This is a genomic window from Erwinia sp. 198, assembly GCF_003937915.1.
Lineage (GTDB): Bacteria > Pseudomonadota > Gammaproteobacteria > Enterobacterales > Enterobacteriaceae > Erwinia > Erwinia aeris.
The window spans coordinates 127,454-139,336 of the sequence record NZ_RHUM01000002.1 but is presented as its reverse complement, the minus strand read 5'-3'; the positions used below and the strand labels follow the sequence as shown (position 1 = coordinate 139,336).

The following is an 11,883-nucleotide window of genomic DNA, read 5'->3' as shown; positions in this document are numbered from 1 at the left end:
ATTATTTACTCTCGCGCTTCATCGTCATCGGTAATACGGTATCGGCATCATATTGGCCGCTACAGGCGGCGGCGGTGCCTTCGGCGCCCTGTACGCAGGTCAGCTCAGGCATGTGGTAGCGCGAACCGTCGCTGCATTTCGCTCGGGTGCGGCTGTTGATCACCAGGTTGCCGGACTTCATCACGCCCGCGTAGACCTCAACGCGACAAACGGTGCCGTCGCCCTGGGTCATCTGCGCCTGGCCTTTGCCATTGCGCAGCTGATAGCGCAGCACGGGCGGCTTGCCGGTCAGCGGGGTTTTAATGCCGACAATTACGCGCCAGTTGCCGTTAAGGAAACGGGTAGAGCCTAGCTTGACCGCGTTCGTCGGCAGAACCAAATCATCTTTACCCGCAGGCACGGCAGGCGGCTGTGCAACCGGGGCTGGCGTCGCCTCAGCAGCGGTCTGCGTCGGCGTTGCCGCAACGGCCGCAACGCTGGCGGGCGCTACCGGCAGCACCGCGTCCTGTTCGGCAACAGGCTGCGTTTCGGCAGGTTGTTTAATCGCATCGGCAGCAGGCTTCGTTTCAGTGGTTTGTTTAGCCGGTTCGGTAGCAGGTTGCTGTCTGTCAGCAGCGGCTTTCTCGGGCGCAACCGCAGGTTTCGGCGCATTTACGTTCGCTGTCGGTGACGCTGTCACTTCCTGACGCATAGCGGAGAAATAGTTTTTCATCTGTACGCCAAAAACAACCAGCAGCGCGGCAGCAGGCAGTATCCAGCCATAGCGCAGCAGGTTTTGCCTGGCGGTATTTTTTACTGGTTTTGGTTTCACGGGCGCTGATGCAGCGGGCGGTGGCTCAGGCGTATTTTCCGGCTCGGCGGAGGTCTGATAAGCCGCGATGGCGGGCGCAGCGGCAGGCGTGACAGCAGCAGCGGCAGGCGTCGCGCTTACTGCAGGCGCGACGGCAACTACCGGTGCGGCCGCCGTCATTTTCGACAGCGTCAACGGCGCTTCTTCTTCGACAGCGCGCAGACAATCCAGCGGATCCAGCTGGCCTTTTTTCTCCAGGCTGACAAATCCCCAGAAGGTCAGAACGGGTTTGCCGCCGACCAGGTACACAAAGTTTTGATCGGGAAACTGAATCGCTTTAGCCAGCAGTGCGCCAAAAAGTTTCTGGCTGTTTTTATCCGACTGCAGCGCACGCTGACACAGGTCGGCCACCGTTTGCTGACAGGCGACCAGCTGATTTAACGCGTGCGCCCGTGCGCTATCGCTGGCCGCGGCCCAGGAGATAACTTTGCCGGAGATGGGCGAATACCAGTCCAGACGATCGCCGGCATCGTTGGGTTGAGGAATAGCCAGACAGTCAGCAATCTGCTGCTGTTTCCGCAGGCGCAGCGTCTCGCGCAGCTGCAGGGCTGATAAATAAACGGGCTGACCGTTTTCGCCAAGAGGCAGAACCGCGTCCAGGCTTCCGCTGCGTAAAAATAGTTTAGCCACGCAAAGACCTTTTTTAGTCAGGATTCAATAAGTTTTAATCCAAATTTCTATTTACTGTAGTCGAGTGGACTTAAATCAAATGCAGAAATAAGAGGGTAAAGCATGTTTTACTCAGCTCATGATGCAAAAAAAAGTCAGGAACAGGTTAATTTTTAAGGAAAATAGCTGAAAAAAGCGGCGCCTATTGCATTAACAGGCGCGGCCGGGGTTAATTTATTGCCAAAAATGCCGATAACGATTTTGTGACGAATACCATAAATATGACAAAAGGTTACAACATGATCGACTCTACAAAATCGGGGATATTGTCCTGGCTGAAACCCAAAGCCCGCCATTTACGCGCAACGCTCAGCTCGCTGAGCAATGCCATCGCCATGATCGAATTTACGCCACAGGGGCATATCCTGACGGCAAACGCGCTTTTTCTGGAGGCAATGGGCTACAAACTGAGCGAAATCGTTGGCAAGCATCATCGGCTTTTCTGTACTGACGAGCTAATCCACTCGCCGGAATATGATCAGTTCTGGCAGCGTCTTGCGCGTGGCGAAAGCTTCAGCGATAAGTTCCTGCGGCTGACAAAACATCAGCGCCCGATCTGGCTTGAAGCTAACTATGTGCCGGTACAGGATCGCCACGGCCGGGTGATTAAAATTGTTAAGCTGGCTTCCGATATTACTCGCCATATCCAGGATGCGCAGGAGCAGCGGGCGATGACGACCGCTATCAGCCGCTCGATGGCGGTGATCGCTTTTAACCTGAAGGGTGAAGTCTTACGCGCCAACCAGAACTTTTTAAAAACTACCGGTTATAGCCATGAGCAAATTATCGGGCGTCATCACCGCATGTTTTGCGCGCCGGAAGTGTATAACAGCCGTGAATACAGCGAGTTCTGGCACAAGTTGCAAAAGGGCGACTTTGTCGCCGGGCAATTCCCCCGCGTTAACAGCAAAGGCGAAACGATTTGGCTGCGCGCCACCTATAATCCGATTTTTGACGCTAACAACGAGCTTTATGAGGTGGTCAAATTCGCTACCGATGTAACGGCGCAGGTAGAGAAAAACCAGCAGGAGCGCGAAGCGGTCGATCACGCGTATAAAGCGGCGGTGGAAACCAGTCAAAACACGCGGCTCGGCGTCAGCGTGATTGAAAACAGCGTGGCGCGCATGAACGAAGTTGCCGGCGAGATGCATAAAGTCTCAGCAGACATCCACGGCCTTAGCTCCCAGTCTGCGCAAATCGGCGAGATAGTGGAAACGATCCGTTCTATTGCCAATCAGACCAACCTGCTGGCGTTAAACGCCGCCGTTGAAGCGGCCAGAGCGGGCACGCACGGACGCAGTTTCGCTGTCGTGGCTAACGAGGTGCGCAGCCTGGCGGCCAATATCAATAGCGCCAGCCAGGAGATCGCGAGCGTGGTCGATCGTAACCAGCAGCTGGCACAGCTGGCGCAAAAAAATATTACCGCAAACCTGGCGCGGGCCGACAGCGGCGTAGCGCTGGTAAAAGAAGCGGGCGACGTTATCGTCAATATTCAGAACAATTCCGAGCAGGTGGTGGAAGCCATCGGCAACGTGACGCAGCATCTAATCAAATAGTGACTTCATCTTCCGCCGGGTTGCCGCAATAATAGGCATGTTGCGGCGCAGATCGTCAATTTTTACATCCTGATACACTCCCTGCGACTAATGACTCGTTTCGCTCCCTGACCATCCGGCGAGCTTTGCTAAACTCAGTCCGTTAACGAAACAGAGGAAGAGAGCATGAAAATCAAAAGCTATGCAGCAATGGAAGCCGGTAAGGCCCTGGAGCTGTATGAGTATGATGCGCCGGAGCTGAGCGCCGAGGAAGTGGAAGTCGAAGTGGAATATTGCGGCGTCTGCCATTCCGATCTCTCAATGATCGATAACGAGTGGGGCATCTCACGCTACCCGACTATTGCCGGCCATGAAGTGATTGGTCGCGTATCCGCCATGGGCGAAGCGGCGAAGTCCAAAGGGCTTTCCGTCGGCCAGCGTGTGGGCATTGGCTGGACGGCGAAAAGCTGTCAGCACTGCGACGCTTGTATTAATGGCGAGCAGGTTAACTGCGAGCAGGGTTCAATCCCTACCATTCTGAATAACGGCGGCTTTGCCGAGAAGCTTCGCGCCGACTGGCAATGGGTTATTCCGCTGCCGGAAAACCTGGATGCGGCGACTGCTGGCCCGCTGTTATGCGGCGGCATTACCGTCTTTAAACCGCTGCTGATGAGCAACATCACGGCGACCAGCCGCGTGGGCGTAATTGGCATTGGTGGCCTGGGCCATATCGCTATTAAGATCCTGCGCGCAATGGGTGCGGAAGTGGTGGCGTTCAGCTCCACGCCGGATAAAAAGCAGTCTATCCTGGAAATGGGTGCGGACGAGGTCATCAACAGCCGCGATCCGGAAGCGCTGAAAAGTCAGGCGGGCCGTTTCGATCTGATTATCAGTACCGTAGCTGTGGATCTGGACTGGAAACCTTACTTCGACGCGCTGGCGCCGCAGGGCAAATTCCACACCGTGGGCGCCGTGCTGAAACCGTTTGAAGTCTCCGCTTTCCAGCTGATTATGGGCGATAAAGCGTTGACCGGTTCGTCTACCGGTTCTCCCGGCCAGCTGCGTTCGCTGCTGAAGCTGGCTTCACGCCGCGATATTGCGCCGCGCGTGGAATATTTCCCGATGTCAAAAATCAATGAAGCGCTGGATCACGTGCGCGCCGGTAAGGCGAACTATCGCGTGGTGCTGAAAGCGGATTTCTGATGCGGCCTTTTAGCTGCTGATATGCTGAACGGCGACCCTGCGGTCGCCGTTTTTTTTAGCTTACCCAGACCGGGCAGGCAATGATATGTTCTTATCCCTGGCCTGCGTCCGTTTCGGTAAAGGCTGGTTTCTTCAGGCCCGTCGTATAGGCGACTTTTTTTACTTTTTCCGGCGTGGTGGTAACTTTTACCGCCGGGATAGTGACACGCCCAAAGCCGAGCAGGGTAGGGACATAGCCGCCAACCTGATGCTCGCCTGCGGGTAGATGAAGCTGCAGGCTCTGACCACGGATCAGCGCGCCGGCATCTTTACCGTCCACGGTGACATAAACGGCAGAGCCGTCATCGGTGCGGCTGGTGACGTGGGAAACGTCAACCTGGGTTGGCCCCGTGGAAAAATCTTCGGCCGAAACCACGGGCGGGCCTTTAAAGAAATCTTTAGCCGATGCCGTTATCGATGTTGTGGCCGGTTCATCTTTCTTATGGCTGGTGCAGCCGGTCAGGGTTATGGCGGCCATCGCTACGGCCAAAGTGAAACGACAGATCATTATACCTCACTATCCTCTACGGCTTTTAAGGCACTATTTTAACGTCTGTCCGCGCCCGAAAACAGTCAGGTCTCTTCTTAAAAAGTGCCTTATCGCATTTTTTAACCGGCGCAAACCAGGACCTGACGCGCCTGAGAGGGCAAGATCGCTGTTTTCCGATAATCATGGTGGATAAAACCGGCTCACGGAGGCCTTGCGCTTATTTTAGTTACATCATGCTAAGCATACCGATAACATCTCCATACCTGAACTACAGAGATAACACGCGTTTATGCAGGCTAAAATCCAGCCAGGTCAAACACAGGCTATCGCATTTTTTAAGGGAAGGGTGCCGTGTCAAATCGGGCACGAAGCGGCTATTCCCGCCAGCAGCGCAACCGCCACCTCTACCAGGCTTAACCCAATCGTAAACAGCAGCGGAATCGACCAGCTGTCAAAATCCTCGTGCAGCATGGCAAAAAACAGCGGCTCAGCATGGTCAGATAGTCGGAGAATAACTTACGCATTGCGCCATGCCTGATGACGATTGTCCGACCGCAGACCGAACAGAGAAAGGCTTATCACCAAAGAGGCGCCTGCCTCCAGTACGGCAATAGTCAGCCAAAGCCCGGCAGAGCAGGGAACGGATAAAGGCCGCAAGGCCCGGTAAAAATTGCCAGCGAAGCCAGCAGGGCACACATCATCAGCGCAATAATAAGCGTCGCTGTAAACCTTTCAGAACGTCTTTATGTAGCGGAATTACCCATCGTGGTTTACGTCTTACAAAATCCTGAAAAGTTCATTAATAGTCTTTTACATAAGAAATAAAAAAAATTATAGTTCTCATTCGCATTTGTAGATGGCTGTATCATTCGGCGATCGCCGGGGTAGCAGCGTCGGTAAAAGCGTTCAATAAAACCAAAATCACAGTGGCTAAACGGCTCAGACCGTTTATCAATAATGACAAGATCGAGGTAGTGATGTTTTCTGCTCAGCACATTAACAGGGAAATCCGTCGGCATGGCGGCGTAGCCACTTCTTACTCCATCGTCGCCGCGCTGGTCGCCGTGGCATTACAGATGCCTCAGGCAGCAGCGGCGGAAACCACAGAACAAACGCTTACGGTAAGCGCCGCGTCGGATAATGCCACAACTGACACTTCTGCAACCGATTACAGCGTTCCCGTCACCTCTTCAGGCACCAAAATGCCGATGATTGCGCGCGATATTCCCCAGTCGGTCAGTATTATCAGCAAGCAGCGCATGGCGGATCAGCAGCTGCAATCGCTGGGCGATGTGTTGAACAATACGACGGGCGTGATGCAGTCCGTGGCAGATATGGATCGCCGCACCTATTACTCGCGTGGTTTCCTGATCGACAACTATATGGTTGATGGCATCCCGACCGTATTTGAGGGGCGTTGGAATCTGGGCGACGCCCAGTCCGATACGGCGCTGTATGAACGTATTGAAGTCGTACGTGGCGCAACCGGCCTGATGACCGGCGCGGGCAACCCTTCCGCTGCGGTCAATATGGTGCGCAAACATGCGGACAGCAAAACCGCGACCGGGGAGCTTTCCGCCACTTACGGCAGCTGGGACAAGCAGCGTTACGTAGCCGATCTCTCTTCGCCCTTGAGTGAATCCGGCAACGTACGAGGCCGTGTCGTTGCTGGTTATCAGGACAACAACAGCTTCGTTGAGCGCTACGGCGCAGAAAAGAAATTTATCTACGGCGTGGTAGATGCCGATTTGACCGATTACACCACGCTTTCCGTTGGCTACGAATATCAGGAAACCAACGCGGACAGCCCAACCTGGAGCGGCGTGCCTCGCTGGCATAGCGATGGATCCTCTACCGACTATCGCCGCGGCTATAACACGGCGCCAGAGTGGGCCTATAACGATAAAGAAAGCAAAAAGGTTTTTGTTAACCTGAAGCAGCGTTTTGACAACGGCTGGATGCTGACGCTGAACGGCACCCATAACGAAACCTTCCTTGACAGCCGTCAGCTCTATATCGACGGTTTCTTTGATAAGAACACCGGTGCGGGCGTCTCCTCCTATGCGAATTACCCGGTCGTAGGCGGCACCGGTTATAACACCGGCAAACGCAAAGTCGACTCGGTCGATACCTTCGCCAGCGGCCCTTACGAGCTGTTTGGTCGCCAGCACGAGCTGATGGCGGGCGTCAGCTACAGCAGGCAGAAGAACACTTATTACAGCGCTTTTGACAACATTTCTTCAGAGATGCTGGGCGATTTTAACAGCTTTAACGGCCAATACCCGGAAACCGAATGGAGCGGGCGAACGCTCGCCCAGGAAGACGTTACGCGTCAGAAATCTGCCTATATGGCGACCCGTATTACCCTGGCCGATCCGCTGCATTTGATCCTCGGCGCGCGCTATACGCGCTGGAGCACCAATACGCTGACCCAGGATATGGAGAAAAACAACATCACGCCTTACGGCGGCCTGGTGTATGACATCAACGAAAACTGGTCGGCCTATGGCAGCTATACGTCGGTATTCCAGCCGCAGACCTATCGTGATATCAACGGCAGCTACCTGTCGCCGGTGGTGGGTAAAAACTATGAGGCAGGCCTGAAGTCTGACTGGATGAACAGCCGCCTCACGACCTCGCTGTCGGTGTTCCGCATTGAACAGGACAACGTAGCCCAGAGCACCGGACAGATCATTGCCGGAACGACCGATACCGCCTACGTAGGCAAATCCGGCACCGTTAGCCGCGGGATTGAATTTGAAGTGAACGGCGCGCTGACCGATAACTGGCAAATGACCGTGGGCGGTACCCGCTACGTAGCGGAAGACAGCGAAGACGAAGCGGTTAATCCTTATCTGCCGCGCACGTCGCTGAAGCTGTTTACCAGCTATCGTCTGCCGTCGCTACAGGCGCTGACGGTCGGCGGCGGCGTAAACTGGCAGACGCACGTCTGGCAGGATGTGCCCGCGCCGGAAGGCAACGGCACCTGGCACGCGGAGCAGGGCAGCTATGCGCTGGTGAACCTGTTCAGTCGCTATGAGGTAACTAAGCAGCTGACGCTACAGGCCAATATCAATAACCTGTTTGATAAAGAGTATGACACCAGCGTGAACCAATATATCGTTTACGGCGAACCGCGTAATTTCTCATTAACGGCAAGCTATAAGTTCTGATGCGGTACAGATAAAAATAGCTCCTGCGGGAGCTATTTTTTTGGCCGTAAGTCAATGCGGGGAGCCAGTAGAGGGCGGCTGATTCGCTTGCAAGGCTACATGCGCTATCCGGGACAATCCGATGACCATCGATATAACAGCAAAGCCCCCTGTGATTTTGCGGCTATGCTGTCATCGACCACTTTTTGCTTATATTTTCAGGAGCATGATGAAAACCCGGCGCCAGGCCGGGTGCTCTCAGAGAAATCAAAACCTATAGGAGAGATTGACCTCATAATTACGCGGCTGACCGTAAACCGCAGAGTCGCTTAGCCAGGTATATTCAGTGCGGTCAAACAGATTATTGACGTTGGCCTGCACGGCCAGCTGCGTCGTTACCTGATAGCGGGCAAACAGGTTAGCCAGTGGATAGCTGCCCTGATAAAGCCGTTTGGTTTCGCCGTCCGGGCCGGTTGCGTCCTGGAAAGTACGATTCTGCCAGTTTACGCCACCGCCGACGGTCAGCTGCTGAAGCATCGGCAGACGGTAGCGGGTAAACAGTTTCAGCTGGGTTTGCGGCATCTGGCTGTTGTAGCGCCCGGTAGAGTCCGTCGCGACAAAGCGCGTCGCGCCGAAAGTCATTTGTAGACTATCCGTCACCGCGCCGTTCAGCTCGAATTCCGCGCCTCTGCTCACTGCGCCCTTGGTCGCAACATAAGCCTGTTCGCTGGAGCCGTTCACATAATTATCGCCATCGGCTTCAGCTGCGTTTTCCTGTTCAATACGGAACAGGGCGAAAGTGGCGGTCAGGCGACCATCGTCCCATGAGGATTTCAGGCCCGTTTCGTAATTTTTGCCGGTTACCGGCGACAGATAGCCGCCGTTTTTGCTGCGATACGTTTGCGGCTGGAAGATCGAGGTATAGCTGGCATAGGCTGACCAGGTATCATTAATGTCATACACCAGCCCGCCGTAAGGCGTGATATCGTTCTTTTTCACATCGCCGCTGCTGCCGGTGGTGCGCCATTGGGTATAGCGTGCGCCGACAATCAGCGACAGCGGATCGGCCAGCGAGAAGCGGGCGGCGCCGTACAACGCTTTCTGCCTGACCATATCGTCCGCATTCTGATACCAGTTTCCCCAGGCAGGCTCGTTCGCATCGCCGTTCCAGCCGTCGTGGAAGCTGCCGATCTGGCCTTCGTCGTAAGGGCCGTCGGCGCTGTAGGTCGCATTATGCTGACGGCTGTAGCTGCTGCCAGCCACCAGCTCGTGCTGGCGGCCAAACAGCCTGAACGGGCCGCTGGCATAGGTATCGAAAGCATCCAGCCTGCGCTTGCCTCTGTCCTTGCTGCCGAAGCCAGTCGTGCCTTCGCCCGTTTGTTCATCCGGCCACTGCTGCAGATAAAGCAGCTTGTCGTTAAAGGTTTCTTCCGCATGGGTACCATCGGCGCGGAAGATCCAGCCGTTGTCGAACTGATGGCTGATATTGGCGAATACTTTACGCGAATCCACGCTATAGCGCGTCCAGTCCGCTGCCGTACTGGTGTGGCGATCGTAATGCGTACGCGTGCCGTTGCTGTACCAGGTCGGCAGGCCGCCCCAGGTAGGGTTACCGGTATGGGTCTGCTGATAGTCGTAACCGAGCGAAACCGTGGTGCTGTCGGTCACATCGGCATCGATAACCCCATAGACAAATTTTTTGGCTTTATGGTAGCGATCCAGCCAGCTATCGCCATCCTGATAGCCTGCCACCACGCGGCCGCGCACGTTGCCGGACTCGCTCAGCGGGCCGGAAGCGTCAACCACGTAGCGCTGTTTGTGCCAGCTGCCGTAGCTGGCCGACACGTTGCCGGTAAAGGTTTTACTGTCGGCGTGTTTGCGCACCATATTAACCGAAGCGGCAGGGCTGCCTGCGCCGGTCATCAGGCCAGTCGCACCACGTACCACTTCGATACGGTCATAGATAGCGGTATCTTCCGCCGCATCGCCAAAGTTCCAGGTATCGCTGACGGAGGTGGGAATATCGTCATAGGTAAAATTAGTAATCTGGAAACCGCGTGAAAAATAAGCGGAGCGTTCACTGTCGATAACCTCGCTGGCGATGCCGGTGGTGTTATCCAGCACTTCGCCGACCGACTGCAAATTTTGATCCGCCATGCGCTGCCTGGTTACCACGCTGAGCGACTGCGGCACGTCGCGCGGCGTCATCAGCATTTTTGTGCCCGCGCGCGTGGTTTTAACGCTGTAATCCTGCTGTTCGCTGGTGCTGCCGTCATCAGAAGCCGCATTAACGACCATATCAGACTCTTCGGCCAGGGCCGGAGTAAGCAGGGCATGGACAGCCAGCGCCAGCAGCGAGACGGTAAACACCGGCGCTCGCGCACCGTTTCCCCTGAGGTTTAAAGACATAACATTCTCACAATAGGCCACTGCTTTTTTATTGTCCGGTGGGACGTGCGTTCACGGCGCTCCGGCTGCGCTATGCAGCGAAGAGATCGCAGTGAGAATGGTAATGATAATTATTGGCTTTTAGGTAGTCTCTAAGCAACCCGTTAGTAAAGTGTAACAACTTGTTATTTTTACAGGGGAAACGTGTTAGCCGCGCCGCTCTATCCCGTCCGACGCATGGCGCAGATTTACATCTCCTTTGCTAATGCGTATGATTCTCATTCTTTTTAGCGGCTATCAGGCCGCTTATCCATTGATGGAGTCCTGCATGAAATCTTTTAGCCCGCGTAAAGCAGCCCTTGCGGTCGTTGCTGCATTCAGTCTGGCCGCCTGTCAGACCCCGGCAAAAAAACCAGAAGCGCCCGTTAATTCTGCCGCGACGGCAAAAGCGCAAGCGCAGCCTGCCGAGCGTGCGCTGGGCGATGGACTGTATGAAATGGCCTGGACGCCGAAAGCGCTTTACGTCGCCAGCGCACAATCTTTTAAAAACGTCAACGGCGGCATTCTGTATCGTCTGGATCCCGCCACGCTGGCAACCACCGGTGAAACCCACACCGATCTGAAAAACTTTGGTATGGCGGTCGAGCCGGACGGCAGCGTGTTCTACACCACTAACTCGCTCGACGGCACCATTTCTAAAGTAGATGCAGAAAGCGGCAAAGTGTTGAAACGTCTGGCATTCAGCGAGAAGGGCAAAGACGGCTCGCCTTACGGCGCGCGTGAAATTTTCTGGCACGAAGGGAAGCTTTACATAGGCGGCGTGGGCGATCCGGGCGTGATTTGGGTGGTGGATGCCAAAACGCTGAAGCTGAGCAAGACCATCAGGAACGCCGGCAAGTGGGTGACAGGCATTATTTATTCGCCGGTAACCGACCGTCTTTACGCGGCTAACGGCGGCGGCGAAGTGCTGGTGATCAACCCGCGTACGCAGAAAATCGAAAAACGCTGGACGGCGGGCGATGGCAAAGCTTATCTGCTGCTGAACCTGGCGGAAGATCCGGCCACCGGCCGCCTGTTCGTTACTGACAGCTCGAAGGCAAAAACCACGCTGGTGTTTGATGAGCGCAGCGGTAAAGTGATTAAACGCATCGAAGGCGATGCGCTGGGCATCAAGTTTAACGCGAAGCGTAACGAGCTGTATATCAGCCAGCGCGGATCCAGAAAGGTGTTACAGCTGGACGCCACCAGCTATGCAGTGAAAAACAGCTGGTCGTTCGACAGCAGCCCGAACAGCCTGCTGGTTTCGCCGGACGGGCAGACGCTTTACGTCACGCTCAAGCAGGATTTCAACAAAGATGATTCTACTAAAGGCAAGGACAGCGTAGCCCGTATCGCGCTGAAATAAGCAAAAGGCACCGCCTGCGTGTTTTTATCGGCTGCTTAACGGACGCGTTTCCGGCTCGTATCAGGGAGAAGGTGAATGAAATCCTGATGTTGAGACAGATTAAACGATAAAGCCTCAGGTCAGAAAATTACCGGGGTTATATAACGGCTAAA

7 protein-coding genes are annotated in these 11,883 nt (G+C 55.0%); 4 read left to right on the top strand and 3 right to left on the bottom strand.

Features of this window, described 5'->3' with window-relative positions; genetic code table 11:
* Position 1: 1 nt before the first annotated feature.
* A complete protein-coding gene (locus tag EGK14_RS03160) occupies positions 2 to 1,480 on the bottom strand; it encodes an SrfA family protein (RefSeq protein ID WP_125287607.1) in 1,479 nt (492 codons plus the stop codon).
* A 278-nt stretch (positions 1,481 to 1,758) separates the two neighbouring features.
* Between EGK14_RS03160 and EGK14_RS03155 the strand changes: the two genes are divergently transcribed.
* Positions 1,759 to 3,075, top strand: coding sequence for a PAS domain-containing methyl-accepting chemotaxis protein (locus tag EGK14_RS03155; protein ID WP_125287606.1), 1,317 nt, complete (start codon positions 1,759 to 1,761; stop codon positions 3,073 to 3,075).
* 165 nt (positions 3,076 to 3,240) lie between these two features.
* Positions 3,241 to 4,257, top strand: coding sequence for an NAD(P)-dependent alcohol dehydrogenase (locus tag EGK14_RS03150; protein ID WP_125287605.1), 1,017 nt, complete (start codon positions 3,241 to 3,243; stop codon positions 4,255 to 4,257).
* A 91-nt stretch (positions 4,258 to 4,348) separates the two neighbouring features.
* On the opposite strand, the gene EGK14_RS03145 is transcribed toward EGK14_RS03150, so the two are convergent.
* Entirely contained in the window at positions 4,349 to 4,804 is a 456-nt protein-coding gene (locus EGK14_RS03145; protein WP_125287604.1) for a hypothetical protein, read from the bottom strand.
* 959 nt (positions 4,805 to 5,763) lie between these two features.
* Here EGK14_RS03145 and fhuE (EGK14_RS03140) point away from each other — a divergent pair.
* Complete coding sequence (gene fhuE / locus EGK14_RS03140; protein WP_125287981.1) at positions 5,764 to 7,959, top strand: ferric-rhodotorulic acid/ferric-coprogen receptor FhuE; 2,196 nt, start codon at positions 5,764 to 5,766, stop codon at positions 7,957 to 7,959.
* Positions 7,960 to 8,205: 246 nt separating this feature from the next.
* Here the strand turns inward: fhuE (EGK14_RS03140) and fhuE (EGK14_RS03135) are convergent, their stop codons facing one another.
* The gene (gene fhuE, locus EGK14_RS03135; RefSeq protein ID WP_125287603.1) at positions 8,206 to 10,347 is read right to left on the bottom strand and encodes a ferric-rhodotorulic acid/ferric-coprogen receptor FhuE; all 2,142 of its coding nucleotides are present in this window, start codon (positions 10,345 to 10,347) and stop codon (positions 8,206 to 8,208) included.
* Positions 10,348 to 10,654: 307 nt separating this feature from the next.
* Between fhuE (EGK14_RS03135) and EGK14_RS03130 the strand changes: the two genes are divergently transcribed.
* Complete coding sequence (locus EGK14_RS03130; RefSeq protein ID WP_125287602.1) at positions 10,655 to 11,731, top strand: YncE family protein; 1,077 nt, start codon at positions 10,655 to 10,657, stop codon at positions 11,729 to 11,731.
* Positions 11,732 to 11,883 lie beyond the last annotated feature (152 nt).

Excerpts from the sequence above, each read along its gene's own strand:
- EGK14_RS03145 (WP_125287604.1), bottom strand. The coding sequence starts at position 4,804 with ATGATCTGTCGTTTCACTTTGGCCGTAGCGATGGCCGCCATAACCCTG.
- EGK14_RS03150 (WP_125287605.1), top strand. The coding sequence starts at position 3,241 with ATGAAAATCAAAAGCTATGCAGCAATGGAAGCCGGTAAGGCCCTGGAG.
- fhuE (WP_125287981.1), top strand. The coding sequence starts at position 5,764 with ATGTTTTCTGCTCAGCACATTAACAGGGAAATCCGTCGGCATGGCGGC.
- EGK14_RS03155 (WP_125287606.1), top strand. The coding sequence starts at position 1,759 with ATGATCGACTCTACAAAATCGGGGATATTGTCCTGGCTGAAACCCAAA.
- fhuE (WP_125287603.1), bottom strand. The coding sequence starts at position 10,347 with ATGTCTTTAAACCTCAGGGGAAACGGTGCGCGAGCGCCGGTGTTTACC.
- EGK14_RS03130 (WP_125287602.1), top strand. The coding sequence starts at position 10,655 with ATGAAATCTTTTAGCCCGCGTAAAGCAGCCCTTGCGGTCGTTGCTGCA.